23 protein-coding genes and 1 pseudogene are annotated in these 26,039 nt (G+C 69.3%); 14 read left to right on the forward strand and 10 right to left on the reverse strand.

The genetic code is table 11. The features are described 5' to 3' along the window. Positions 1-6 precede the first annotated feature (6 nt). The 4 genes from ACGFY9_RS34970 to ACGFY9_RS34985 all read right to left on the reverse strand — a co-directional run bounded on the left by ACGFY9_RS34970 (position 7) and on the right by ACGFY9_RS34985 (position 4,007). The gene (locus tag ACGFY9_RS34970) at positions 7-1,806 is read right to left on the reverse strand and encodes a CocE/NonD family hydrolase (protein ID WP_393760909.1); all 1,800 of its coding nucleotides are present in this window, start codon (positions 1,804-1,806) and stop codon (positions 7-9) included. A gap of 46 nt (positions 1,807-1,852) precedes the next feature. Next, complete coding sequence (locus ACGFY9_RS34975) at positions 1,853-2,584, reverse strand: acetate uptake transporter (RefSeq protein ID WP_393760911.1); 732 nt, start codon at positions 2,582-2,584, stop codon at positions 1,853-1,855. 360 nt (positions 2,585-2,944) lie between these two features. Continuing rightward, positions 2,945-3,118, reverse strand: coding sequence for a TetR/AcrR family transcriptional regulator C-terminal domain-containing protein (locus ACGFY9_RS34980; RefSeq protein ID WP_393760988.1), 174 nt, complete (start codon positions 3,116-3,118; stop codon positions 2,945-2,947). A gap of 274 nt (positions 3,119-3,392) precedes the next feature. Beyond that, positions 3,393-4,007 (reverse strand): PadR family transcriptional regulator, encoded by a 615-nt coding sequence (locus ACGFY9_RS34985; RefSeq protein ID WP_393760913.1) that lies wholly within the window; start codon positions 4,005-4,007, stop codon positions 3,393-3,395. A gap of 240 nt (positions 4,008-4,247) precedes the next feature. Here ACGFY9_RS34985 and ACGFY9_RS34990 point away from each other — a divergent pair, with 240 nt between their 5' ends. From ACGFY9_RS34990 to ACGFY9_RS35000, 3 genes and pseudogenes are all read left to right on the forward strand, one after another. Further along, positions 4,248-4,838 (forward strand): hypothetical protein, encoded by a 591-nt coding sequence (locus tag ACGFY9_RS34990; protein ID WP_393760915.1) that lies wholly within the window; start codon positions 4,248-4,250, stop codon positions 4,836-4,838. A 24-nt stretch (positions 4,839-4,862) separates the two neighbouring features. After that, the gene (locus tag ACGFY9_RS34995; RefSeq protein ID WP_393760917.1) at positions 4,863-6,230 is read left to right on the forward strand and encodes a carotenoid oxygenase family protein; all 1,368 of its coding nucleotides are present in this window, start codon (positions 4,863-4,865) and stop codon (positions 6,228-6,230) included. Positions 6,231-6,352: 122 nt separating this feature from the next. Continuing rightward, a pseudogene (locus tag ACGFY9_RS35000) lies at positions 6,353-6,994 on the forward strand (RNA polymerase sigma factor); the annotation flags it as partial. Between the two features lie 367 nt (positions 6,995-7,361). Here ACGFY9_RS35000 and ACGFY9_RS35005 read toward each other — a convergent pair. Both ACGFY9_RS35005 and ACGFY9_RS35010 read right to left on the reverse strand, forming a co-directional pair. Then, positions 7,362-8,216: a chitosanase gene (locus tag ACGFY9_RS35005; RefSeq protein ID WP_393760919.1), complete on the reverse strand. Its 855-nt coding sequence runs from the start codon at positions 8,214-8,216 to the stop codon at positions 7,362-7,364. A 187-nt stretch (positions 8,217-8,403) separates the two neighbouring features. Continuing rightward, positions 8,404-9,291, reverse strand: coding sequence for a helix-turn-helix transcriptional regulator (locus ACGFY9_RS35010; protein WP_393760921.1), 888 nt, complete (start codon positions 9,289-9,291; stop codon positions 8,404-8,406). Positions 9,292-9,416: 125 nt separating this feature from the next. Here ACGFY9_RS35010 and ACGFY9_RS35015 point away from each other — a divergent pair, with 125 nt between their 5' ends. The 8 genes from ACGFY9_RS35015 to ACGFY9_RS35050 all read left to right on the forward strand — a co-directional run bounded on the left by ACGFY9_RS35015 (position 9,417) and on the right by ACGFY9_RS35050 (position 19,036). Beyond that, a complete protein-coding gene (locus ACGFY9_RS35015; protein WP_393760922.1) occupies positions 9,417-9,839 on the forward strand; it encodes an organic hydroperoxide resistance protein in 423 nt (140 codons plus the stop codon). A gap of 229 nt (positions 9,840-10,068) precedes the next feature. Further along, the gene (locus ACGFY9_RS35020; protein WP_393760924.1) at positions 10,069-11,109 is read left to right on the forward strand and encodes a LacI family DNA-binding transcriptional regulator; all 1,041 of its coding nucleotides are present in this window, start codon (positions 10,069-10,071) and stop codon (positions 11,107-11,109) included. A 195-nt stretch (positions 11,110-11,304) separates the two neighbouring features. Next, positions 11,305-12,681 (forward strand): ABC transporter substrate-binding protein, encoded by a 1,377-nt coding sequence (locus ACGFY9_RS35025; RefSeq protein ID WP_393760926.1) that lies wholly within the window; start codon positions 11,305-11,307, stop codon positions 12,679-12,681. 2 nt (positions 12,682-12,683) lie between these two features. Next, positions 12,684-13,595 (forward strand): carbohydrate ABC transporter permease, encoded by a 912-nt coding sequence (locus tag ACGFY9_RS35030; RefSeq protein WP_393760928.1) that lies wholly within the window; start codon positions 12,684-12,686, stop codon positions 13,593-13,595. Then, a complete protein-coding gene (locus ACGFY9_RS35035) occupies positions 13,592-14,527 on the forward strand; it encodes a carbohydrate ABC transporter permease (protein WP_393760930.1) in 936 nt (311 codons plus the stop codon). Before ACGFY9_RS35030 ends, ACGFY9_RS35035 begins: the two co-directional genes overlap by 4 nt. A 43-nt stretch (positions 14,528-14,570) precedes the next feature. After that, entirely contained in the window at positions 14,571-16,727 is a 2,157-nt protein-coding gene (locus ACGFY9_RS35040) for a beta-galactosidase (protein ID WP_393760932.1), read from the forward strand. Between the two features lie 56 nt (positions 16,728-16,783). Beyond that, complete coding sequence (locus ACGFY9_RS35045) at positions 16,784-18,538, forward strand: RICIN domain-containing protein (protein ID WP_393760990.1); 1,755 nt, start codon at positions 16,784-16,786, stop codon at positions 18,536-18,538. 63 nt (positions 18,539-18,601) lie between these two features. Beyond that, positions 18,602-19,036 carry an NUDIX domain-containing protein gene (locus ACGFY9_RS35050; protein WP_393760934.1) on the forward strand — a complete coding sequence of 145 codons (435 nt, stop codon included), beginning with the start codon at positions 18,602-18,604 and terminating at the stop codon, positions 19,034-19,036. A 14-nt stretch (positions 19,037-19,050) separates the two neighbouring features. On the opposite strand, the gene ACGFY9_RS35055 is transcribed toward ACGFY9_RS35050, so the two are convergent. Together ACGFY9_RS35055 and ACGFY9_RS35060 are read right to left on the reverse strand one after the other, a co-directional pair. Next, a complete protein-coding gene (locus tag ACGFY9_RS35055; RefSeq protein WP_393760936.1) occupies positions 19,051-19,641 on the reverse strand; it encodes an ester cyclase in 591 nt (196 codons plus the stop codon). Between the two features lie 47 nt (positions 19,642-19,688). Further along, on the reverse strand, positions 19,689-20,753 hold the full coding sequence (locus tag ACGFY9_RS35060; protein WP_393760938.1) for a medium chain dehydrogenase/reductase family protein: 1,065 nt from the start codon (positions 20,751-20,753) through the stop codon (positions 19,689-19,691). 151 nt (positions 20,754-20,904) lie between these two features. On the opposite strand from ACGFY9_RS35060, the gene ACGFY9_RS35065 reads away from it, so the two are divergent. From ACGFY9_RS35065 to ACGFY9_RS35075, 3 genes are all read left to right on the forward strand, one after another. Then, the gene (locus ACGFY9_RS35065; protein WP_393760939.1) at positions 20,905-21,555 is read left to right on the forward strand and encodes a TetR/AcrR family transcriptional regulator; all 651 of its coding nucleotides are present in this window, start codon (positions 20,905-20,907) and stop codon (positions 21,553-21,555) included. Between the two features lie 130 nt (positions 21,556-21,685). Further along, entirely contained in the window at positions 21,686-22,174 is a 489-nt protein-coding gene (locus ACGFY9_RS35070; RefSeq protein ID WP_393760941.1) for a flavin reductase family protein, read from the forward strand. A gap of 256 nt (positions 22,175-22,430) precedes the next feature. Continuing rightward, positions 22,431-23,588 (forward strand): DNA gyrase subunit B, encoded by a 1,158-nt coding sequence (locus ACGFY9_RS35075; RefSeq protein WP_393760943.1) that lies wholly within the window; start codon positions 22,431-22,433, stop codon positions 23,586-23,588. Positions 23,589-23,653: 65 nt separating this feature from the next. Here ACGFY9_RS35075 and ACGFY9_RS35080 read toward each other — a convergent pair whose 3' ends face one another. Together ACGFY9_RS35080 and ACGFY9_RS35085 are read right to left on the reverse strand one after the other, a co-directional pair. Then, positions 23,654-24,565: a phosphotransferase family protein gene (locus ACGFY9_RS35080; RefSeq protein ID WP_393760944.1), complete on the reverse strand. Its 912-nt coding sequence runs from the start codon at positions 24,563-24,565 to the stop codon at positions 23,654-23,656. Between the two features lie 81 nt (positions 24,566-24,646). Further along, positions 24,647-25,912, reverse strand: a complete 1,266-nt coding sequence (locus ACGFY9_RS35085; protein ID WP_393760946.1) for a PQQ-binding-like beta-propeller repeat protein — start codon at positions 25,910-25,912, stop codon at positions 24,647-24,649. Positions 25,913-26,039 lie beyond the last annotated feature (127 nt).

The raw sequence follows: 26,039 nt of genomic DNA on the forward strand, positions 1-26,039 counted from the left end.
GGTGTTTCAGGAGGACGGTCCCCAGTCGGTGTCGCTGGGCGTGGCCGAACTCGGCGTCGTCAGGGGCAGGTTGACGAAGGACGCCGCCTGCGGGGAGCGCTCGACGGTGTAGACGCCACCGGCCAGGTTCGCCAGTTCCTGCGGGGTCGGGGCGACGGGGAAGTGGAAGTCGGCCGGCGGTTGGCTGTTGATGCTGATCTGGATCCGGTAACCGGCCGGAATCCTGGTGAAGTTGGACAGCAGGGAGATGTCGTAGCGGGTGGTCTGGCCGGGTGTCACCGGGTGCTGTGAGGCCTGGGTGAAGGGGTGACTGGGTTTGATCAGGGTGCCGTTGTCGCCGTACCAGCTCTCCTGGGTGTCCAGCGCGCGTTGGCTGCCCAGGAGGATTCCGTCGGCCTGCTTGGTCGCCGTGCCGTCCGGTGCGACGATGCTCAGCTTGGCCGACAGTTCGGTCTCCGGCGTCGTCGACTTGGCGTAGAGGGTGACGTCCGTCGGGCCGTTGAGCAGGGCCGCCTGGCTGAGTGGGGCGGTGGTGTACGTCAGCGTGTTCGTCGCGGTCGCCGCACTCCAGGAGAGCGTGTCGCTGCCCTCGTCCGTCGGTTTGCCGGGGGTGAGGGAGCCGTTGCCGAGGTAGTAGGTGCGGGCGTCGGAGGACAGGGGCCAGGCGGCGCTGTCGACCCAGGTGTTCGCGCCGTTCTCGAACACGTGCAGGGGAGCCGATGTGTTCGCCATGCCCGTGGGGGCGTTCTTGAGCCAGGTGTCGAACCACTCCAGGCGGATGCCCTGCAGCGTTGCCTCGTTGACGTGCTCGCCGTGGGTCCAGGGTCCGACGATCGCCTGGTACCGGCCGGTGACGGGTTCGTCCGACGAGATCGGATCGGTCAACGGCCGGTGGTAGTAGGCGTTTTGGGCGGACACGTAGGCGCCGAGGTTGCCGCCGGGGAAGAGGTCGTTCCAGCCGGCCTCGGTCAGTGCCGGAATGCTGTTGCCCACGATCCGCGGAATGAGCTTCTTCTGGACGTTCAGGGACTGCCAGTAGGCGTCGTTGTACGAGCGTGAACCGCCCGAGGCCTGCTGGGCGATGGTCACCGACTGGGGGTCGGTGGCGGGGTCGTCCTCCGGGCCGCGCGGCTCGGCCTGCGCGATGCCGGCCACGAAGGGGGTGGGGACACCGCCGTTGCCGGTGAGGTCGTTGTAGAAGTCCGAGTCGGTGCAGAACGGGGTGATGGCCTTCAGCGCGGAGTTCTTGCCCACGGCCGCCGCCGTGAACCACTGGTCGACCCCGAGATAGGAGCAACCGTCCAGCCCCACCTTGCCGTTGGAGCCGGACAGCGTGTGCGCCGCCCAGTCGACGAGGTCGGCTCCGTCCTTGCCCTGCCGGTCCCCGAACCAGTCGAGCTGGCCGCCGGAGTCACCGGTGCCGCGCACCGCGGAGGCCACGTAGATGTAGCCCCGCTGCACGAAGTAGGTGCCGCTGTCAGTGGGGTCGGAGCGCTGGGCGCCGTAGGGATTCTGGGTCAGCAGCACGGGGAACGGGCCCGACGCGCGGGCGCCGGTGGTCGGGTCGGTCGGATAGACGACCTCGACGGCGATCTTCACGCCGTCGTCCATGGTGACGGTGGTGTGGACGGGCGCGCTCGCCGTGTAACTGGCTGTGGGCGGCGTCCAGTTGGCCGCGTGCGCGGGGAGTGCGGTGGCTGTCGTCCGGCCTGCGGCCACGAGGAGGAGCACCGCGGAGGCACTGCTCAGTACGGTGATTCTGTGCGGCAGCTTGATCCGGTGGTCTGCTGCCTCGGGCGTTTTCATGCGGCTCCTTGAGACGGGTGGGGGGTTCCTCGTCATGCCGTCCGGGTCAGGCCGTCTGCGCGACGGCCTGACGGTCGCGGTTCAGGGCGAAGAGCGGGAACACGTCGCGTCCGCGGATGTCGTTGGTCAGCTCCGCCAGGACCAGGTAGAAGGCGACGGCGGCCAGCACGATCTCGACGTAGCCGGCGGTGTGCAGCACCGAATCGCTCGGCACACCCGCGCTCGAAGCGCCCAGGTAGGCGGTCACCAGCAGCACGATCGTCAGCGACAGCAGGGCGAACGCGCTCACGATCACCGCGTTCGTGCCCAGACTGGCGACGGCGAAGACCAGCGTGACGACCAGCCAGGCGATGAGGAACAGACCCAGCGACTGCATCACCGCGTGACCGCCCGCGGCCGCCGACGCCTCCGCCGACGCCCCGCCCGCCTTCGCCGCGGCCGCCGCCGCTCCCGCGATGTGGGGCGCCGCCCAGAACTCGATGACGGTGTAGCCGAGCCAGAACGCCCCGTACGCCGTCAGGAACGCGGCCGCGAACGTCGCGCCGGACGCCAACGCGAAGAATCCCGCGACGAGTTGGACGATGCCGCCGTAGAAGAAGGTCCCCGCCAGCACGATCGTGCCGTCGGCCGCGTCGATGATGCCGGCGGTGTGCAGGCCCAGGATGAGCGAGCACCACGCGAATCCGGCCGCCCCCACGGCTGTCGCGTGACCGATGTGTGAGGTGGTGACTGTCGGGACCGGCGGGCTCTGGGCATCGTGAAGCGACACTTCGGTCATGGTGATCAACCCTTCTGGAATGTCGACAGCGGGGGCGCTCGACCCGGGCCGTCAACCGAATGGTCGGTAGTTTGGGAACGGCCGGTTGAGGCTGTCAAGGGATCGAACCGAAGTGGAAAACGCCCTCGATGGCGTCTCGGCGGCGACTGCCGACGGGTCGAACGCGCCGCGGGGGCAGCTTCAGGGGTGCGTCTTCAGTACGCGGATCCCTGGCATCGCCCCTGGTGAGGATGGGTGTGTGGGATTCAGTCCGGAGTGGCCGGACGGGTGACGAGTGATCGTCCCGGAGAGTCGTGCCGCAGGGCTTCCCGGGCCGAAGAAAGTGGAGATATATTCTCCGAAACGAGGGTGAGCGTGCCCTCAGGAGAGATCGTTCCGGGGAAGCTGCCCACGCAGGCCGCCGAGAATCAGCCCGAGTCCGAACTCGAAACGGTCGTCGAAGTTGAGGATCTCCTCGACGGGGGTGGAGAACAGTTGCGGGTACGCCTGGCTCGCGCCGGGGAACGTGAGCCTGTCGCGGGCGTCGTCGGTCAGGCCCTGCTGCTCCGGGGCTTCGCCGAGGACGTAGCGGAAGACGGTGGACGTGGCCCAGAGCGCGGCGCCCCCCGTTGAATCCCGCGTGTTGCATGACGCCGACGAGGCGCTCCGCGAGCGTCAAGCTGTGCCCGCCAACCCCGACCCGGAACGGGTCCGTCAGACCATGACCGACGGGGCCCGCGCATTCATCCGGGCGTACGCCGTGCGGTAGGAAGGCGTGAGGGCGTGACCAACAGGCGTTCCTGGTTCAGCGGGAAAGCCCCGCGGGGCCTCAACTCCCCGAGTGCGCCTGGTCGTTGGCGTCGCCGGCGCTCGATGTGTCCGTGTCCGACGGTTCGGTGGGGCCCGCGATGTCGGGACCCTTGATGTGCGCGGTGCGCAGCTGCTCCGCCGCCCAATGAGCCCACTCCTGCTCCAGCACCCGCTGCCGGATGCCGTGTTCGAGGACTAGCCTGCCGCACACGGTGAGCATGTCCTTGTCCCACTCCTCCGTGTCCCGGAGGGCGACCAGGGTGTCGTGCTCCTTGGCCGAGGCCTCCGCGTGGTCGAGGAGTCGCTGGACCGCTTTCTCGCGCGGCAGGAGTCCCAGGAAGAAGGTCTGCAGGAGCATCGGGTTGCGCAGCGGCCTGCTCTCCCGGTTCTCGGTCAGCCAGCGCACCGTCTCCGCTTGCCCTTCGGGGGTGAGCGAGTACTGCTTGCGTCCCCGGGGGCCCTCCTCCGTGACCTTGATCAGACCTGTCGCGTCCAGCTTGGTCAGCTCGCCGTAGATCTGGCTCTGCTTGGCGGGCCAGACGTAACCGAGCGAGGTGTCGAACATCTTCAGCAGGTCGTAGCCGCTGCCGGGGCGGAAGACGAGGAGGCCCAGGAGGGCGTTGCGGAGGCTCATGCGGACAAGCCTAACGCCTGTCACTCCAATATTGACAGGTCGAAAACTACCCATGTGGATTCTGTGCGTCCGGGACGGGGGCCGCGTGGAGGCCGGGCGCGGGCGTAGGGGTTTGCGCAGGTAGGGCCTATGCGGGTCTGTGGGGGCCGTAGCGCGGCGGACTTTCGTTCAATATTCCATTCTTGACATGTTGATTGCGGAGCATCTAGCTTCCACCTGTCAAAGTTGGAGCATCGAGTTGTGAGGAAGTTCAACGTGGGCATCATGGGCTATTTGCGCGGTTTCTACCCATGGATCGCGGCAGGCTTCGTCTCCGCCGTCGACTGGCGCTGGGGCGCGGTGGCCGGCGTCGTCATCGGCGTTCTGCTGCTTCTCCAGGACCGGCGCAGGGGAGTGGCGATGGACGCGATGGTGCTGGAGATCAGCACCATCATCTACTTCGTCATCATCGGGGCGATCGCCTTCAGTTCGCCCGACTCGGCGATCCAGGACCACAGCGACGTCATCTCGTTCGTCTGGCTCGCCGGCACGGCCTGGGGCAGCATGGTCCTCCGCAGCCCCTTCACCCTCGGGATCGCCCGTCGGCAGACGCCCGAGGAGTACTGGGACACCCCGGGCTTCCTCGCCGTCAACAACGCCATCACGGCCGCCTGGGGATCCGGGTTCACGTTCATCGCCGGCGTCCTGGCCATCGGCAACGCGACCGACGCCCCCGCCTGGATCGGCATCACAGCCCACGTCGTCGGCCTGGTCGCCCCCGCCGTCTTCACCTCGGTCTACCCCAAGCGTGTCCAGGCGCGCCTCGAAGCCGTGCAAGCAGCGTCAGCCTGACCAGCCGAACCCAAGGACTTCCCCATGAGTACGGACAAGACCCCACCGCCTCCGCACCTGGCCGGCAACTTCGCCCCGGTCCCCGACGAGATCACCGTCACCGAACTCGCGGTCACCGGAGCCGTCCCGCCGGAGCTCACCGGCTGGTACCTGCGCAACGGCCCCAACCCGCACGAGGCGGCCTCGGCCCACTGGTTCACCGGCGACGGGATGGTGCACGGCGTCCGCCTCGACGGCGGCAAGGCCACCTCGTACCGCAACCGCTGGATCCGCACCCCCACGCTCGAAACGGGCGCCCAGGTCTACGGCCGTGACGGCGGGATGAACCTCGCCGCGGGCGTCGCCAACACCCACGTCATACGGCACGCGGGCCGCACCCTCGCCCTCGTGGAGACGTCGTTCCCGCAGGAGTTGAGCTGCGAGGCGGGCCGCGAACTCGACACGGTCGGGCCCTACGACTTCGACGGCCGGCTGCGCACCCCGATGACCGCCCACCCCAAGACCTGCCCGGTCACCGGCGAGTTGCACTTCTACGGGTACGGCGGGCCGTCGGCGCCCTACCTCACCTATCACCGTGCCGACGCCAGTGGCGAGTTGACCGTCAGCCGGCCGATCGACGTGCCGGCGCACACGATGATGCACGACTTCCACCTCACCAGGAACCATGTCGTCTTCATGGACCTGCCCGCCGTGTTCAGCATGGAACGGGCCATGGACCCGACCGGAGGCATGCCGTACGTCTGGTCCGACACCTACGGAGCCAGGCTGGGCGTCCTGCGCAGGGACGACCCGCACGGTGACATCCGCTGGTTCGACATCGACCCCTGTTACGTCTTCCACACCCTCAACTCCTATGAGGATAACGACGGTCGGAGCCTCGTCCTGCTCGGCATGCGGTACCCGTCCCTGCGGGACGGGGTGACCGTGGCGACGGCGGCGCACCTGTGGCGGTGGACCATCGACCTCGCCACCGGCGCGATCAGCGAGGAGCAACTGGACGACCACCCGGGGGAGTTCCCCCGCATCGACGACCGACTCGCGGGCCTGCCCGCCGACTTCGGCCACGCCACCGCGGCACCCGTTCCGGAGCTCCCGCAGTACGACCCGAACGAGTCGCGTGCCGCGATCCACCGGTACGACCTCCGGAAGTCGAGCGTCGCCAGCCACTACTTCGCTCCCGGACGCCTCCCGGGCGAGGCGGCCTTCGCCCCCGCCGACGACCGGCCCGGCGGCCCCGGCTGGCTCATGACGTACGTCTACGACGCCTCGACCGACCGCAGCGATCTGGTCATCCTCGACGCGGACAACCTCACCCAGGAGCCGGTGGCCACCATCCACCTGCCCCGGCGGGTACCCGCCGGATTCCACGGCAGTTGGCTGGCGGACGCCTGACACACCGCACCCTGCCGAAGCCGTGAACGGTGAGCCGTCCTCCGGGCCCGAACGCCCGGGTTCGGAGGACGGCTCTCGGCAGGGTGCCCCGAACAGTCGTGATCAGGTGCCGAAAGGGACTCATGATGGGGGATGCCGTGTCAGCTGCACGCACGGAGGACGCGCAGCTGACGCGTGCGGCCCAGTCGGGTGAAGTGGCCGCGCTGGGGCTGCTGTTGGAACGGCACCGGGCCGGGATGCGCGCCGTGGCGGTGAGCATTCTGGGGCCGGGCGCGGACGCCGACGACGTGATGCAGGACGCGGCGCTGACGGCGCTGCTGCGGATCGGGGACGTACGTGATCCGGAGGCGGTGGGTGCGTGGCTGCGGGCGATCGTGCGCAATGCCGGTCGAGTGGTGGTGCGGGAGGCGGTCGTCGTCCGGCCGGTGGGTGAACTGGCCCTGCAGTCACCGCACATGGGCCCGGAGCAGTGGCTGGAGCGGAACGCGCTGCGCGACTGGGTCTGGAAGGCGCTGGAGGAACTCTCCCCGGTGTTGCGCATGCCGTTGGTACTGCGTTACTTCGCCACCGGGGTCACCTCGTACGAACGGATCGCGGAGGTCTGCGGGGTGCCGGTCGGCACGGTGCGCAGCAGGCTGAGCCAGGGCCGGACCAGACTGGCGGCAGCCCTCGCCGCCACGGCGGACGCTCCGCACGGAGATGCCGAACAACGTATCCGCACCAGCCGAGTTGAGGCCCACGAGCTGCTGGCCGCCGTAGGACGAAAGGGACTTGGACCGAGCCCTGACCCCGCCTCGGACCGGATCGGTGTTCTGCGCTGAACTCCCTGAAGTAGTGGCCCGGTTCGATTCTTCAACCGACGGCCGATGGCCCGCGCGATGTCCCCGAACGCCACCCCTTCCTCGGCGACCGCATGCAGGGGCGTACCGGTTGGGGCCGATACCAGGGCAGCGTCCGCGCGGGTGTCCAAGTCCCGTGTCGCACAGGGCGATGCGCGGCAGGCATGACATCAGGTGGGTGCGCGGCGGTGGGGACTTCGCAGGGAAACGGCAGCGGCGCCAGGACCCGTACGCTCAGGTCCTGGCGCCGCGCTGTCCGCCAAGTCGCCTCCCAACCAGGCGGCAGGAAAGGTCAGTTGATGGTGTAGCTGTCCCCGTAGACCTTCCAGTTCAGCGGTGTGTTGAGGTCGAAGTGGCCGTTGCGGAGGAGGACGCGCTGCTCGGTGTCGACGCGGGTGGTGTCGCTGTGGGCCTCCTCCTGCTTCATGGCCCACACGCGGGCGTCGAGGAAGGCGTTGAGGTATGTCGTCTCGTTGCCGCCCTGGGCCGGCGGCTTGGCCGAACGCAGGGCGCGGGCGCGGATGTTGCGGAAGCTGGTGGGGTCGTCGCCGTCGCCGTGCATGACGATGGCGTCGTAGTACGTGAACTGGCCCAGCACACGCAGCCCGTCGGTCTTGCCCTGGCTGACGGCGGGGTTGAAGTACACGCGGTCGCGTTCGTCGTTCTGCGCCTGCTGGAACACCGTGTCCTGAGCCGCCGTGCGCCAGTCCTTGGGGAAGTTCGGGTCGAGTCCGGAGTGCGAGTCGGTGCCGTTGACGTTGCGGAGCGCGGGGAGGTACTTGGCGAGGACGTTGCCGGGCTTGCGGGTCGCGTAGAGCTGCACGAGGTCGAGCATGTCGCCGGTGCCGGAGCAGAAGCCGATGATGCCGGCGGTGTAGCCGCGGCCGTCGCCTATGTCCTCGATGTACTTGTACTGCGCCTTCCAGTCGAGGGAGGAGTTCTCCGCGCTCGACACCAGCTTCATGGCGATCTCCTTCTTCGCCGGGTCGTCGAGGCCGATCGCCGCGGCTGCCGTGGAGGCTGCCGAGGCCTGCGGAGCGCGCAGCAGAGGTGCTGTCGCGAGCGACACGCCGATGAGCGCGAGGAGCGTCCGACGCGAGGGGCTCGTCGGCTCGGAGATCGCAGGGTCGCGGAACGGGTGGACCACGGGGACTCCAAAGGGTGGTGGGGGGTGGGGAGTTGGTCGTACCGCCGAACTGATAGGAAAGTTAACTATCAGAGGTTCGGCGCCGAAGGCACCCACCTGGAGCCAAGTTCGTAGCTATGAACGAGAGTCGCGTGTCTGTGCGAGGGTGATGCTTGACGGTTTGCCCGTGCTTGTCGCACCGGCCACCTCAGCGACGCTCCGCGGCCTCCGCGCGCTCCGAAGCCGCCACGGTCGCCTGAGCCAGAAGGTGCAGCGCCGCCTCCGACGCCGTACCGGAGTCGGCGGTCGCGACGACGATGCGCCGGTCCTCCTCCTGCGGGACGTTCAGGGTCTGGAGGTTGAGCCGCATCCGGCCGACGAGCGGATGGCGCATGCGGTATGTCGCGAGGTCCCACTTCCGGACCCGGTGCTCGGACCACATCGACGCGAACTCCGGGCTCTTCATGGCCAGTTCACCGATCAGCGCGGCCAGTCGGGGATCGTCCGGGTGCTGCCCGGCGGCGAGCCGCAGCTTGCCCACCACATCCCTGGCCTTGTCCGGCCAGTCCTCGTACAGGTCCCGGGTATGCGCGTCCAGGAACACCAGCCGCGCCGTGTTGGGACGTTGGTCGGGCCGGTCGGGGATGCGCGGGTCGAGGTGCCCGGCGAACAGGGCGTGTCCGGTGCGGTTCCAGGCGAGGACGTCGCTACGGCGGCCGAGGACGATCGCGGGTGCGTCACCGAACGCGGCGAGCAGCTGCCGGGTCGTCTCGCCCATGCGCTCCGGCGCCGGCCCGCGCCGGGCACCGGTCCGGCGTGACGCACGGGCCAGGTCGTGCAGATGGGCCCGCTCCACCTCGTCGAGGCCGAGGGCGCGGGCGAGTGCGTCCAGTACCTCCGGGGACGCGTTGAGCGACTGTCCCTGTTCGAGTCGCGTGTAGTAGGACAGCCCCACCCCGGCGAGCCGTGCCAACTCGTCCCGGCGCAGCCCCGGCACGCGACGGCGCTCGCCGAAATCCTGGAGCCCCACATCCGCCGGCCGCAACTGTGAGCGGCGCCTGGTGAGGAACTCTCCCAATGCGGGCTTCTTGTCCATGAGTCGAGTATCGATCACCGGTGCACCCGGAAGCCTGCCCCTGGCAGGGGCAGGCTGCGCGCGGTCGGCGGCTCCAGACTCGGAGCCACTCCACCACTCGCAGCAACGACGAAGAGGGAACCGCCATGCCCACGCTGTACACCACCGAGGCCCTGTCGACCGGCGACGGCCGCAACGGCGAAGTCCGTTCCGTCGACGGCGTGTTGGACGAACTCCTCGCCGTCCCGAAGGAGATGGGCGGCCCCGGTGGCGACAGGACCAATCCCGAGCAGCTCTTCGCCGCCGGATACGCCGCCTGTTTCCACAACGGACTCCGCCTCATCGCGGGTGAGCAGGGTGTCCGCGTGGGCGCCTCCACCGTCCGGTCGAAGGTCGGTCTGCTCGCCCTGGACACCGGCGGCTTCACCCTCGCCGTGTCGCTCACCGCGCATCTGCCCGGTCTGGAGCAGTCCACCGCCGAGCAGCTGGTGAAGGCCACGCACGAGGTGTGCCCGTACTCCAACGCCACCCGCGGCAACATCGAGGTGACTCTCAACACCACGGTGTAGTACAGGACTTCAGGCCCCGCGCTCTCTGGGAGCGCGGGGCCTTCGGGCTGTCCGCCGCGCCCGGACGGGACCGGCTCCGCCCCTTGTCTGGTGCTCCCGTATTTCGCGGATGTTGCGCGAGGTCTTGACGCGTCCCGCCCCGTTGCGTAGATATGACTGCGCAGTCATGACAGCGCAGTCATAGGCCGGAGTCGGGCTAGGATGCGGCTGCCGGAGATCGGGAGACACCATGACACCAGTGGCAGGACGTGGCGCGGGAGCCGCGCCGCGCAGTGTGGACGTGGCCCGCCTCGCGGGCGTGTCGCAGAAGACGGTGTCCCGGGTCATGAACGACGAGCCGTACGTCTCCGAGGACGTACGCCGTCGTGTCCTCGCGGCGGCCGGGGAACTCGGCTACCGCTCCAACAACGCCGCCCGCGCCCTGGCCTCCGGACGCACCCGGTCCATCGGCGTCGTGACGCTCGGCACCGCCCTGTACGGCCCCGCCTCGCTGCTCATGGGCGTCGAACGGGCCGTACGGGACACCGGGTACGCGCTCCGTGTGGTCAACACGATGGAGGGTGAGGCGGCTGGTATCGCCGGTGCCGTGGACTCGCTCCTGGACCAGGGCGTGGACGGCATCGTCATCTCCGAGCCGATCGACGAGGAGGGCGGCGCGGAGTTGTCCGCGCGGGTCGATGTGCCGGTCCTCGTCCTGGGCGCACCCCCGCCCTTCGCCGCCCCGCATGTCGTGACGGGTGGGATCGTCTCCGGGCAGATGGCGCGGGCGGCCACCGAGCATCTGCTGGAACTGGGCCACACCACGGTCCACCATCTGGCGGGGCCCCAGCGCTGGTACTCGGCGCGGGACCGGCTCGACGGCTGGCGTGCGGCGCTCTCGGCGTACGGGCGGGTGGAGCCTCCCGTTGTCGAGGGGGACTGGTCGGCCGCGTCCGGCTACGCGGCCGGGCGTGAACTTGGCGCCGACTCCACCGTCACCGCGGTGTTCGCCGCCAATGACGACATGGCGATCGGGCTGATCCGGGCGCTGACGGAGGCGGGGCGGCGGGTTCCGGAGGACGTCAGCGTGGTCGGGTTCGACGACACGCCGGTCGCCGCGTATGTGACTCCGCCGTTGACGACCGTGCGGCAGCCGTTCGATGCGATGGCGCAGGACGGTCTGAAGTTGCTGGTGCATGCCATTGAGAACCCTGGGTCGGATCCGTTGCCGATGACCGACCCGCCGGTTGAGCTTGTTGTTCGGGCGTCGACGGCGGCGCCGCTCCGTTAGTTGCCCTGCTGGGTCTGCGGTTTTTTGCCCGCGGGCCGGTGGGGGCTGGTCGCGCAGTTCCCCGCGCCCCTTAAAGGGGCGCTTGCGGCACCGGGAAGGCTCGGTCCCGCCCCCCATCCACACCACCCCAAACACACCTTCAGCACGCCGTCGCTCGGTGTGCCGGTCTCTCATACCCTCTCGCGGGAGTTCATCATGTCCGGACCCTTCTTCAACTCGCCCTCGTCCCTTAGCCGTCGGGGCTTTCTCGTCGCCGCCGGTGCACTGTCGCTGGCCGCCTGTGGCGGGGGTGGTGGCGGTACGAGTGGCTCGGCCGGCAAGCCGGTCGGGCAGGCCGACATCGACAAGGCGATGAAGACGCCGACCCAACTGACGTTCTGGACCTGGGTTCCGAACATCGACAAGGAGGTCGCGCTCTTCGAGAAGAAGTACCCGGCCGTCAAGGTCAAGGTCGTCAACGCCGGTCAGGGGACACCCCAGTACACCAAGCTGCGCACCGCGCTGAAGGCGAACAGCGGTGCCCCGGACATGGTGCAGATCGAGTTCCAGGCGATCCCGACATTCACCATCACCGACAGCCTGCTGGATCTCCGCCCCTACGGCGCCTCCGCGCTCAAGTCGACGTTCGTGGACTGGACTTGGGGCCAGGTCAGCGGCAGCGGCGGGGAGATCTGGGCGATCCCGCAGGACACCGGCCCGATGGGCATGCTGTACCGCAAGGACATCTTCGACCAGCACGGCATCGAAGTCCCCACCACCTGGGACGAGTTCGCGGCCGCAGCCCGCAAGCTGCACAAGGCCGACCCGGACGTCTACCTCACCAACCTCGCCGCCAACCAAGTCGCCGCCTGGCACGGCCTGTTGTGGCAGGCGGGCGCCAAGCCGTACGTCACCTCCGGCAAGAGCGACATCACCGTCAGCGTCGACGACGCGGTCTCCAAGAAGCTCGGCGAGTACTGGGGCACCCTCGCCAAGGACGGCGTGATCGGCGTGGAGCCGGACTTCACCGACGCCTGGTACGCGGCCCTCAACAAGGGCAAGTACGCGACCTGGCTGACGGGCGCCTGGGGGCCGGCCTTCCTCTCCGGCTCGGCGAAGGCCACCTCCGGGAAGTGGCGTGCGGCCCCGCTGCCGCAGTGGGACGCGGCCAAGCCCAGCTCGGGCAACTGGGGCGGCTCGACCACCGCGGTCATCCGTTCCACCAAGAACCCCATCCAGGCAGCGGTGTTCGCCCAGTTCCTCAACAGCGACCCCAGCAGCGCCAAGATGTTCGCCACCGAGCAGTTCTTCTTCCCTGCGACCAAGACCCTGCTCTCCGAGCCGAGTTTCCTCGCCGACGCCCCCGCCTTCTACGGTGGCCAGAAGGTCAACCAGGTCTTCGCGGACATCAGCGCCCAGGTCGATCCCGCCTTCCAGTGGCCGCCGTTCCTCGACCGGGTGGCCACGGACTGGACCGAGACCGTCGGCAAGTCCCTCGCCGACAAGACCGACACCGTCCGCGCGCTCGGCTCCTGGCAGTCGCGCATCACGACCTTCGCCAAGAGCCAGGGCTTCACGGTCAAGGGAGGCTGACGATGGTCATCACAGCCCCCTCTCGCAGGAACTCCCCACCCCGCCGACGCCAACTCGGCACCACAGGCGCCCTGTTCATCGCCCCGTTCATGGTGCTGTTCCTGCTGCTCTTCCTCGCCCCGCTCGGCTACGCCGCCTACCTGAGCCTCTTCCAGGAGAAGCTCATCGGTGGCTCGACGTTCGTCGGCCTCGACAACTACGTGACCGCCCTCAAAGACCCCCAACTCCTCAAGGGGCTGGGCCGAGTTGCGCTGTTCTTCGTCATCCAGGTTCCCGTGATGCTGGTGCTCGCCCTGTGCTTCGCACTCGCGCTGGACAGCGGCCTGCTGCGGCTCGCCCGGGTGATCCGCCTCGGCATCTTCGTCCCGTACGCCGTCCCGAGCGTGATCGCCACCCTGATGTGGGGCTATCTCTACGGCCCCGACTTCGGCCCCTTCGCCCAGATCAGCCACGACCTCCACCTGCCGGCCCCGCACTTCCTCACCGACGGCTGGATGCTCGGCAGCCTCGCGAACATCGTCACCTGGGAGTTCGTCGGCTACAACATGATCATCCTGTACGCCGCGCTGCGCACCATCCCCGCCGAGCTGTACGAGGCGGCGGCCATGGACGGCGCCGGCGCCTGGCGGATCGCCTGGTCCATCAAACTCCCGGCGCTGCGCCCGGCGTTGACCCTCACCGTCCTGTTCTCGGTGATCGGCAGCTTCCAGCTCTTCAACGAACCGAAGCTGCTCATGAGCGTCGCCCCGGACGTCATCGACAGCTCCTACACCGCCAACCTCTACGCCTACTCCGTCGCCTTCATCAGCCAGCAGACCAACTACGCGGCCACGGTGTCCTTCATCCTCGGACTCGTCATCGTGATCGTGTCGTACGCCTTCCTGCTCACCGCGAACCGCAGGAGGACCGCATGACCACCGTGACGCCCACCGCCTCAACCACCCCGGCAGTAAAGCGAGTTGACGCCGATCCCCGTCCGTCGCGCCGGTCGTCTACCCGCCGTCGCAGCACCCCGCTCACGATCGCGATGCTGGCCGTCCTGGCGTACTTCCTGCTGCCCCTGTTCTGGCTGCTGATCGCCTCGACCAAGAGCACCCAGGACCTCTTCAACAGCTTCGGTCTGTGGTTCTCGCACGCCCCGCAACTGCTGTCGAACATCAGGGCCACCTTCACCCAGGACGACGGCGTGTTCGGACGCTGGCTGCTCAACACGGTCCTCTACGCCGGGGCGAGCGCGCTCGGTGCCGCGCTGCTCGCGGCGGCGGCCGGCTACGGCTTCGCGAAGTACCGCTTCCGCGGTCACGGCGCGGCCTTCAACCTCGTCCTCGGCGCCATCATGATCCCGACCACCGCGCTGGCGATCCCCACCTACCTGCTCTTCGCCAAGGCGGGCCTGGTGAACACCCCTTGGGCCGTCATCCTGCCCTCCCTCATCAGCCCGTTCGGCCTCTACCTCATGAGGATCTACGCCGAGGACGCCGTCCCCGACAGCCTCATCGAGGCCGCCCGCATGGACGGCGCCGGAGAGTTCCGGATCTTCTGCACCATCGGGCTGCGGCTGCTCGCACCCGGCCTGGTGACGGTCATCCTCTTCACGCTCGTCGCTACCTGGAACAACTACTTCCTGCCGCTGATCATGCTCAACGACCCGAATCTGTACCCCATCACGGTCGGGCTCTCCTCCTGGGCCGCGCAGGCGCAGAACGGCGGCGCCGGAGCCAGCAGCGACATGCTCGCCCTCGTCGTGACCGGCTCCCTGATCTCGATCATCCCGCTCGTCCTGGCCTTCCTGCTGCTCCAGCGGTACTGGCAGAGCGGCCTGGCCACCGGCGGCGTCAAGCAGTAACCCCCACACCCCCCAACACCCCCTGCACTCCGGAGGTTTGTCCATGGCGGATCTGCCCGCCCGCGTTCTGTTCGGTGCCGCCTACTACCACGAGTACCAGCCCGCCTACGGCCCGGACGTACGGCCCGACGAGCAGCTCAAGACCGACCTCGACCTCATGGCCCAAGCGCACTTCACCGTCATCCGGATCGGCGAGTCGGTCTGGTCGACCTGGGAACCCGAGAACGGCCGCTTCGAACTCGACTGGCTGCGACCGGTGTTGGACGGCGCCCACGAACGCGGTATCTCCGTCATCCTCGGCACCCCCACCTACGCCGTACCGCCGTGGCTGGCCCGCCAGTACCCGGAGATCACCGGCGAGCGGCGCACCGGCGAACGCATCGGCTGGGGCGCCCGGCAGGAAGTCGACTTCACCCACCCCGCGTTCCGCTTCCACGCCGAGCGGATCATCCGGAAGGTCGTCGCCCGCTACGCCGACCACCCGGCGGTCATCGGCTTTCAGGTCGACAACGAACCGGGCCTGGAGCTGTTCCACAACCACGGCGTCTTCCAGCGCTTCACCGACCACCTGCGTGAGAAGTACGGCGACGTCGAGACCCTCAACCGCGAGTGGGGCCTGGTCTATTGGTCCCACCGCCTGTCCACCTGGGCCGACCTGTGGACCCCCGACGGCAACGTACAGCCCCAGTACGACGTCGCCTGGCGGGAGTTCCAGGCCCGCCAGTGCACCGAGTTCATCGGCTGGCAGGCCGACATCGTCCGCGAGTACGCCCACGCCGAGCAGTTCGTCACGACCTGTATCTCCTACACCCGCCCGGCAGTCGAGGACGACGAGCTGACCGACCGCCTCGACATCGCCACGGGCAACCCGTACTACGACATGCAGGACGGTTTGCTCCTGCCCGACCCGACCCCGGACACCCACGAGCAGAAGTGGAAGACCACCGGCGTCTGGTCGCTCTACCAGACCGCCGACTGGATGTTCTCCTCCCGCCAGGAGCCGTTCCTGGTCACCGAGACCAACGCCAACTCCATCGGCATGGCCTGGGACAACCGACCCGCCTACGACGGCCAGTGGCGCCAGGCAGCCTGGGCCCTCGTCGGCCGCGGCGCCCGCATGATCGAGTACTGGCAGTGGCAGACCCTGCGCTTCGGCGCCGAGACCTACTGGGGCGGAGTCCTCCCGCACAGCGGCCGACCGGGCCGTACCTACGCCGAACTCGCCCGGCTGGGCGAGGAGTTCGAGGCCGTAGGAGCCCTCGTCGCCGGTCTCGAACCGGACGCCGACATCACGATCGTCTACTCCACCCCCAGCAAGTGGCTGATGCAGAAGCACCCGCCCCTCGCGACCCCGGACGGCGAACCGGACCCCACCGCCTACCACCGCATCCTCGACCCCTTCTACCGCGGCGCCTTCGACGCCGGACGCCAGGTGCGCGTCGTCCACGCCCGCCAACTCCACGACCCACGCGGCGAACGCGAAGGCATGGCCCCCGAGGAGGCCGCCCGCCGCCACCCCGTGCTCGTCGTCCCCGCCCTGTACCTGGCCGACGACACCACGCTCGACTGGTTCGCCGCCTACGCGCAGGCGGGCGGCCACCTGGTCCTCGGCCCCCGCACCGGCTACGCCGACCACGAGGCACGCGCCCGGCACGAACCGGCCCCCGCCCGGCTCACCGGCGCGGCGGGAGTGTCGTACGACGAATTCAGCAACCTCGCGCAGGCCGTGCCCGTGCGCACCGCGCCCGGCAGTCCGCTCGCGCTGCCGGAGGGCGCGACGGCGACGCACTGGGCGGACGGTCTGACCGTCACCGACGCCGAGGTCCTCGCGGCGTACGAGCACCCGCACTTCGGGCGTTGGCCCGCCGTGACCACGCGCCGTCACGGGGAAGGGCGGGTCACATACGTCGGCACCGTGCCCGGCCGTGATCTCGCCCGTGCGCTGGCCGAGTGGCTGGCCCCGGCCGCCCGGAGCGGGTGGGCCGAGCTGCCGGTGTCCGTCACGGCGACGACCGGTACCTCGCCCGACGGCCGGCGGGTGCACATCGTCCACAACTGGAGCTGGGAGCCCGCCCGTTCGGCGGTTCCGGTCGATCTCACCGACGTCCTGGACGGCACGTTCCTCCCTGCGGGGGCGATGTTGGACCTGGGCCCGTGGGACGTACGTGTACTCGTTTCCCCGATCGACGCGAAGGAGTAGTTGTGCGAAGAAGCAGAGCGGTGAAGGCGCTGGGTACGTTCGTCGGGGCCGCGGCGATGCTGGCGGTGCCCATGGCCACCGGTGCGCAGGCGTACAACCCGACGGGCGGAATCCTCTACCAGCTCGGCAGCGAACCGTGTCTGAAGGGTCGGGGCAACTGCGCCGTCTACCCGAAGTCGGCCCAACTGCCCGGCGGGCGGCTGGTCGCGTCGTTCGAGAAGTCCACCGTCGTGCCGGCCACGGGCAGTGCCGACGGGCAGACGCTCCCGGTCTACAAGAGCGACGACGACGGGACGAGCTGGCAGCCGCTGTCGGAGGTCAAGGCTCCCGCGTATCTCTCCAAGGACCCCAAGTACGCGAAGTACACCAGCAATTGGACCAACCCCTACCTCTACACGCTTCCGCAGAGCGTCGGAGAACTGAAGCGGGGGACCCTGCTCCTCGCGAGTATCGTGTCGGGCGACGACGAGTACTACAAGGAGCACAAGGCGGCCGACCCCAACTGGACGCCCTCCAACGACGGGGACCGCGGCGACCTCGCCATCGCGCTGTACTCCAGCACCGACGACGGCGCGTCCTGGAAGGTCGTCAACATCATCGCGACCGGCGGCTGGCAGGGCGGCAGCGCGGGCGCGATCGGGCAGAACGTCGCCACGGCCAACACGCACCAGCAGGTGGACCCCGTCTGGGAGCCGTACTTGATGGTCTACAAGGGCCAACTCGTCTGCTACTACTCCGACGAGAACGACTACACCGGCTTCGACGCGACCACCGGCGTTGCGACGCTGGACCCCGCCAACGACACCGCGACGGACTCACACGGGCAGATCCTCGCCCACCGGACCTGGAACGGCCGCAGCGCCCAGTGGAGTGGACCCGTCGTCGATGTCGCGGGGCTGACCCAGTCCATGGGTGACGGTAAGACCGAGGTCGGCGGCGGACGGCCGGGCATGACGAACGTCGTGCGGACCACGGACGGCAAGTGGCTGCTCACGTACGAGTACTGGGGCGGCGGAGCCAATGTCCGGTACCTGCTTGCTGACAACCCTCTTGATTTCTCCCGGAGTTCGGCGACCGGCGGTGCCGTCACCTCGCTGCCGATCGACACAGGCTCCCGTCCGCTCGCGACGGGCGGCAGTCCGGTCGTCATCGGGCTGCCCGGGGGAGGCCTGGTCTACAACGCGGCCGGCAGCGGCAATGTCTGGGTGAACAAGAGCGGCCGCAGCGACGGTGTCTGGAAGGAGTACCAGACGACGTCGCGGGCCGGATACAGCCGCGATCTGCAGTACGTCGACGCCACCGGCCGTATCGCGATCCTGAACAACCAGGGCACCTCGACGATCGCCTATGCCGAGGTCGACCTCGGACGGTCGAAGGGCGCCTACTACCGGTTGGTGAACCGGAAGACCGGTCAGGTGATCGGCACCGGCGGCAAGACGAACGACGCGAACATCGGCAACGGGGACGTTCCCGATGTCGTCCTGGAGGCCCCTGGTTCCGCCGCGGACCCGGACACCCAGTACTGGCACGTGGTGACCGAACCGAACGGCGGCGTAACGCTGTTGAACAAGTCGGGCGGCCGTGCGGCGGCGATCTGGACCGGCAACGCGACGGTCGGGCAGCGGATCGGACAGTGGGTGGACAACAGTGCCGCCGGCAGCTGGAACCTGGTGAAGACCGGTGACGGGTTCTACCGGTTGCAGTCGGTCAAGAACACGAGTCTGTACCTGACCGGAGCGTCCGACGGGGCGCCGCTGACCCTGCAGAACACGGCGGCGGACGGTTCGCAGGAGTGGAAGCTCGTGCGGTAGGGCGGTGAGGGGGCCGGCCGACTTCGAGGGTGAACTGCCGGTCGGCCCACTACCGTTGGGGACATGAGGGTTCGTCACAAGGCGCGGGTCGTACTGCTCGACGACGGTCATCTGGTGTTCCTGAAGCGCGGCTGGCCCGGCGGAGATTCGTACTGCACGGCCGTCGGCGGGAGCGTCGAGCCCGAGGACGCGGACCTCGAAGCGGCGCTGCGGCGCGAGGCGTTGGAGGAGATCGGGGCCACGATCGGCCCGGCCACCGAGTTCCTGACCCTGACCGAACGGCGCGGGACGAGCACCGTCGTCCAGCACTACTTCCTCGCCGACCTGGTGGACATGGATCTGGATCGTCGCCACGGTCCCGAACTCGACGACCCCGACACGGGTGACTTCGAGCCGGTCCGGGTCGCGCTGAGCCGTCCGGCCGTGGCGGCCCTCAACCTCCAGCCCGCCGAGCTGGCCGACCATGTGCTGGCGCATGTCGAGGCCTGGGGTGCCTGACAGGGGCACGGTTGTCACAACACCCTGAGCTGGGTGAGGAGTTGGAGGGTGTCGGTGTTGACCCAGTACTCCACGAACCTGCCGTCCCGCATCCGGAGTGTGTCGGTGCCGGTGAACGTGACCACGGTCCCGGGCTCGGCCTTGGCGCCGGGGAAGCCGCCGGCGTAGGTCCCGGTGGCCGTCCACCGTATGGACGCGTGACGGCCGTCGATCAGCGGGGCGACCTGCTCGGTGAAGCGGAGGTCCGGGAACGCCGCGCGTGTCTGCGCGATCCACGTGACGAGCCCGTCGACACCGCGGATCGAGCTGCCGTCCCCGCCATTGATGAGCGCGGCGTGGACGCGGAAGGCGGGGGAGATGATGCCCGGCGCCCGCTCGTAGTCGCCGTTCCAGAGCCGGAGCCAGTCGTCGAGCATCGCCTTGGGCTTCTGCACGCCCTCGTGCCGGCTTTGGACGCTCGTGATCGCTGTCGTCGCGGTGGTTCTGGGTGAGGCGTCCGAGGCGGTGGCGGTCATGGCCGTGCAGAGCAGGGCGGCGAGCGCCGCCGGGACGAGGAGCCGGGCGCGGGGACGTCGGGTGGTGCGGGCGGGCGGGACGGTGATCACGGCAGGTCCTTCCGATCGGGGTGGGGGAGTTGGGAGGGAGGGGCGCGTCACGGGGTGAGGACGACCTTGCCGGCGACCGTGCCGGACTCGGCCAGCCGCAGGGCGTCCGAGACGCGGGCGAGCGGGAGTTGGGCCGCGATCTGCGCGTTGACCTCACCGCACTGGAGGGCCGCGAAGACCTGGGTCAGGTCGGCACTCAGCTGGGCGCGGAACTTGTTCTTGCTCAGGGCCCGCCCGGCCCAGACGTTGAAGAAGTAGGCGTGGCGGCCGTTCGGCAGCGCGTTCCACACCCAGACCCGGCCGAGGATCTTGAGTACGGGCAGCTGCTTGGAGCCCTCGTCGTCGCGGGTGGAGGCACTGCCGTAGGAGACGAGGGTGCCGCCGGGGGCGAGGAGGTGCCAGGACCGGACGACGCTGGGGCCGCCGATGTGGTCGAAGACGGCGTCCACGCCGCGCGGGGAGAGTTCGCGGACGCGGGCCGTGAGGTCCGGGGTGCGGTAGTCGATGGGCTCGACACCCTGCTCGCGCAGCGCGTCGTGGTGGCGCGGGGACGCCGTGCCGATGACGTGCACCCCTGCGGCGTGGGCGAGTTGGACCAGGACGGTGCCGACTCCGCCGTTCGCACCGTGCACCAGGATCGTCTGGCCGGCGCGGACGCGGGCCTTGCGGTGCAGCATCTGCCAGGCGGTGATGCCGTTGACGACCACGGTCTCGGCCTCGGCCGCGCTGATCCCCTCGGGCACCGGCACCACGTCGGCCGCGTCGACCAGCACATGGCTGGCCCAGCCTCCGACCTTGACCAGCGCGGCCACCCGGGTGCCGGCCAGGCCGGGCTCGACGCCGGCGCCAGTGCTCTGGACGGTGCCGACCAGGTCGTAGCCGGGGACGAAGGGGAACGGGGGCTGGTCGTAGTACTTGCCGCGGCGCATCTGCTGCTCGGCGAAGGAGACCCCGGTCGCCTCCATCCGGATCACCACCTGGCCGGGGCCCGCGACGGGAACGGCCCCGTGCCGGACCTCCAGGCCCTCCGGCTCCACCTTGCCCGGCAGGACCACCTCGACGAGTGCGTCGGTGGTGTTGTCCACGTGGTTCGTGTTGTCCGTGCTGTTCATGGTGACCTCCACTGCGATCCGTTGCGAGCTAGGTGCTTTCGTGTTCGTTATAAGTTGTAACTCACGCGAGAAGGGGTCGTCAATAGCGATCGTGATAGCTTCTAACTGAAGCGTGAACATGTAGACGAGTGGGAGCGGAAGGCGGCCGGTCATGGCGGAAACGGGCACGAAGACCCCACGCGAGCGCTATCGCGACCAGGTGCGCGCGGAGGTCAAGGAACACGCGCGGGAACAGATCGCCACGGCGGGTGCCTCCGCGCTCTCCCTCAACGCGATCGCCAAGCGGATGGGCATGAGCGGACCCGCCCTCTACCGGTACTTCGCCAGCCGCGACGACCTGATCACCGAACTCATCCGGGACGCCTACCGCAGCCTCGCCGACACCTTCCACGCCGCCTCCGGCACCGACCTGCCCGGCCTGGCGCACGCCCTGCGCGGCTGGGCCCTCGCCGACCCCCAGCGCTACTTCCTCATCTACGGCACACCCGTCCCCGGCTATCACGCGCCCGACGACATCACCGGCATCGCGTCCGAGATCATGACGGCGCTGCTGGACGCGAGCGCGGAGCTGCCCGCGGACGGTCCCGCGACACCGTTCGAGGTCGACCTGGGGGCCCACCGACACTGGGCGGGCGACCACTCCGCCCCACCCGCGGCCCTCCACCGCGCCCTGACCTTCTGGACCCGTCTGCACGGCGTCCTGTCCCTGGAACTCGCCGGCCACTTCACGGGCATGGGGTTCGACCCGGAGTTGCTCTTCGACTCGGAACTGGCCGCCCTGACGGGGCGTGGGCCTCGGTAGCGGTGATCCGCCGCGCGCACCAGCGGGGCAGGGTTGGACGATCGTCATCCTCGGGGCGGCGAGCGCGTGACGCAGGTACCGGCACCAGGGCAATGATCAGGGCCAGGGGCCAGAACACACAGGGAGTGCCATGACCGATCTCGACCCGTTCACCGATCTGCTCGACCCCCCGATGTATGTCGTCACCGCCGAAGCCGCCGGTGAGCGGGCCGGCTGCCTGGTCGGGTTCGGCTCGCAGTGTTCGATCCGGCCCGCCCGGTTCGTGGTCTGGCTGTCCAGGGCGAACCGGACGTTCCGGGTGGCTGATCGCGCCGAGCGGCTTACGGTCCATCTGCTGCGCCGTGACCAGGACCGGTTGGCCCGGCTCTTCGGGGGCGAGACCGGCGACCGTACGGACAAGTTCGCCGACGTCCCGTGGCACCCGGGGCCGGGCGGGTCTCCTGTCCTCGACGAGGCTCCGGCCTGGTTCGTCGGGCGCGTGGAGGGCCGGATCGACGGCGGCGACCATGTCGGGTTCCTGCTCGCCCCGGAGGTGGCGGAGAACGTCGAGGGCGGCCGCGCCGCGCTGCTGTCGCTGACGGACGCGCTCGACATCACCCCGGGCCACCCCGTGAACTGACTGTCGGAGCGGGGCCGTTGGCCGCAATTGAGGTCCTCAGGGGCGTCCGGAACGGGGTCGTACACGGCTTCGGCGGACGCTCGGACGCGTTCCGGATGCGGTGCGCGACGGCTGCGCCGCCCGCTTCCCGGCGCGCCTTCACCCGCCCGTCTGCGGCTTCGACGAAGTGGATCTGACCTGGTGTTTTATTGGATCCCGCCTACGCTGGGGTGATCAACCGAACGCCATGGGAGGGGTCTTCGTGAGTGCGGAGGGCATGAGGTACGACGCTGCTCACATCGAGGTGCTGGAGGGCAGGGAAGCCGTTCGGAAGCGGCCCGGGATGTACGTCGGCTCGACCGGTGAACGCGGGCTGTACCACCTCGTGTTGGGTGTCGTCGACCGGGCCGTGGGGGAGGTCCTGGCGGCCCGCGCGGGCTCCGTCGACGTGACGCTCACGGCCGACGGCGGTGTGCGGGTCGCCGACGACGGGGAGGGGGGTGGCGGGCCCTACAGCCCGGACCTCGAAGCGCAGTTGACCAGCTTCCAATTCGGTTTCGGCCCCCCTGGCCGGCGCACAGTGGTCATTGCCCCCTTCAGCATGGGGCTCTTCGTCGCCAATGCCCTGTCGAGTCGACTGACGGTCGAGGTGTGGGGTGAGGGGACCCGGTGGGTCAAGGAGTACGCGCGCGGTGTCGAGGTCGAACAGCCCGACACCGTGGGGCCGTTGACGGGAGGTGTGGGCTCGGCGACCGGAAGTGGGACGACCATCTCCTTCTGGCCCGACACCGAGATCTTCGAGACGACATGGTGCTCGTTCCCCGTGCTGGCGGAGCGGTTCCGTCAACTGGCCTTCCTCAACCGGGGTTTGGCCATCTCGCTGACCGACGAACGCCCGGCGGACGGGGTTCGGAGGGTGCTGTTCCAATTCCCGGACGGAGTACGGGACTTCGTGGCAGCCATCGACGCGGAAACAGGGGCCTGTCCTCATTCGGACGTCTTCGGCTTCGAGCGGGAGGACGAGAGAATGGCGGGGACGATGGAGGTGGCCCTGCTGTGGGGATACTCCCGCCGCGCGCAGATACGCGGCTTCGCCAACAGCCTGGCCACTCACGAGGGCGGCACGCATCTGGACGGCTTCCGCGAGGGAGTGATGGACGCGGTCACCGCGTTCGCACGGGAACTGGAGCTGCCAGGCGCGTCCGACCTCGACGCCTGCGCCGACCGTATCGTCGAGGGCCTCACCGCAGTCGTCTCGGTGAAGCTCGACCAACCCGAATACCTCGGCGCCACACGCACGTTGCTCGGCAACACCGATGTGCGGGTGTGCATCGCGGAGGCCGTCCGGGAGCACCTCGGCAGCTGGTTCGAGGAACAGCCGGAGCGGGGTGCGGACATCGTCGCCCGGATCGTGCGAGACATCAGCCAGGACTGACACCAACGGGCGGTCCGTCCGGAACAACTCGGCTGCCGGTGCGGGAAACCAGTCCCCGCACCGGCTCAACCCAGCGCCTCCAACAGGGCGATGACATAGGCGTCCAACCGCTCCTCCACAGCCCGCGTCGTCAGCTCGGCCCTCCCCGCCTCCCGCCACGGCCGCGCCACCCACTCCGCGCCGGACGCGAACGCCAGCGCGTCCAGCAACCGCCAGTACAACCGCTCGTCCGCAGCCGCGGCCAGAACCCCGCCGGCCTCCTCGTACGCCCCGGCGAACCGCAGACCCCAGGCCGGGCCGTGGAGCAGCGCGAGGTTGGTGGAGCAGTGCGCCACATCCAGGTCCGCCGGTCCCCAGGAGGTCTGAACCCAGTCGACGACGCCGCTGATACGGAGAGCTGGCTCGTCGCGGGACTGTACGTCGAACAGCACGTTGCCGGGCTGGAAATCCCGGTGCAGAAACCGCCCCTCGTACCGGGGCGCGGGCTTGCGGATGACGTCGGTCGCCGCGGCCCAGGCCACCGCGTCGGCGCCGTGCGGAGGGACGACGGCGTCGGCGGTCGTCCACGCCTTGTACTCCTGGGACCGGTCGGCGGGGCGCAGCGCGTGGATCGCCACGAGTTGCCGGGCCAGCAGGGGGACCCGCGCCTCCAGTCCCTCGTCGGCGAGGACCGTCCGGCCCGGGAGATGTGTCATGAGGAGCGACGGGTACTCGCAGTGCGTGGCGGTCGCGTCGACCGCGACCGGTCCGGGAGCCGGTACGCCGGTTCCCGTCAGCAGGGCGAGGGCGTCGGCCTCGCGGTTCAGCAGGTCCTCGGCGTGCTCCACGAAGTACGGGTCGACGAAGGTCCGCAGCACCAGGTCACGGCAGCCTCCGTCCCGCGTACCGATGGTGAGTCGCCGCATCTCGGCGGTGATGCCACCGTGCAACTCCTCGATTCCGACGATCCGTTCGCCGACCTCCAGATGCCGGCCCACCAGGCCCCGGTCAACGGCCGTATGGCCCCCGCCTCTTCGTGGTGCGGCATCGCGCCACCCCTTCATCCTGTTGTGCTGTTCCTAGGGCAGCGGCATCGACCGCAGGATGTGATGGACCATCGTTTCGATGACGACGTAGCCCGGGTCGCCTCCCGGCAGCAGGAGTGCCGGGTACGCGCTGCCCACGGTCTCTGGGTAGGCCGGTGACATGCGTGGTGCGGCGGATCCTTTCGCGTGCGGTCCGGCATGCAGGTCGATGGTGATCATGTGTCCCCGGGTGGTGGGGTCGTTGCGGGGGGTGAAGGTCACGAACCGCCCGCCGACGAGGCCGGCTTCCTTTGTGGTCGTGTGGTAACTCCACAGTTTCCTCGGGCGGTTGAGGTCGTAGGCGTTCCAGTCACCGACGCCGGAATCCTCCGGACTGACCTCGAAGAGCATCAGCACACCGTCGGCCGAGATCAAAGCGCGTTCGGGCTTCTGGCCGCTGTCCTTGGCGGTGGCGAGTGGTCGAAGGTCGCCCGGGTCGAGTCGCTGGAGGGGCGGAAAGGTGTCCTCGGCCGTGTACGCGCTGCCCGAGCAGACAAGGTAGTCGCCGCCGGTGATGAGGTGCGGGCACTTCGTGCCGGAGGTGGTGGTCGCGAGCGCGTCGCCGTTACGGCCGTCGCGCGCCGTGACCTTCGAGGAGTCGGTCGTGTAGACGCGTCCGCCGAACGCGGCCGGGCTTTCGGAGCGGTCGGCGTCCACCGTCCGGTGCCACAGCGTCGTACCGTCGGACGCCCGGTAGGCGCCGAGCGCGACGCTCGCCTCGCGGTCGAAACTGCTCCACGCGTCGAGCGCGTAGACGACTCCCTCCGCCGCGACGACCTGGGTGTACACGCGGTCGGCGGGCAGTCGGTGGGACCAAGCCGCCGTGCCGGTGCGGAGGTTCGCGGCGCGCAGGGTGCGGCCGCCGCTGGTCACCGCGCGTTCGTCGGCCTTGTCCACGACGAGTCCGAGGTTCTTGCCGGCGGTGGTGGTGGGAACGGTCCAACTGACCGCGCCGTCGGCCCGGGACCGTCCGACGAAACCGTCCGCGCCGGTGGCACACACGACCTGATGGGCCGTGGCACCGCAGACCTGTACGCCCTCCGAGCCGGAGAGGTCCTTGGTCCAGGCACGCCATGAGTCCTGGCCGCCGTCGGACGTCCGCGCCGCGGCGGAGATCGGCGCGGAGGAGTGCGGGGACGCGGTCGTCGTCGTATGCCCCGTCTCAGCGGACCGCGCGTCCCCGGAGCCCGCACAGCCGACCGCCGCCATCCCGAACAGGACCGCACCTATTACCCCGCGCGTCATCTGAACCTGTCGCATCAGCCACCCCCACCGTGTAAGGCGCCCATGTTTCCAGACGCGGCGTTTCACGCACCACGTCGATTCGCACTCTGTCGTCGCATGCGACATGCGGCGGAGTGATGACCCGACCGGCTGGTCCTCGGAA

Origin of the sequence: Streptomyces sp. NPDC048504 (assembly GCF_043200035.1) — a bacterium.
Taxonomy (GTDB): domain Bacteria; phylum Actinomycetota; class Actinomycetes; order Streptomycetales; family Streptomycetaceae; genus Streptomyces.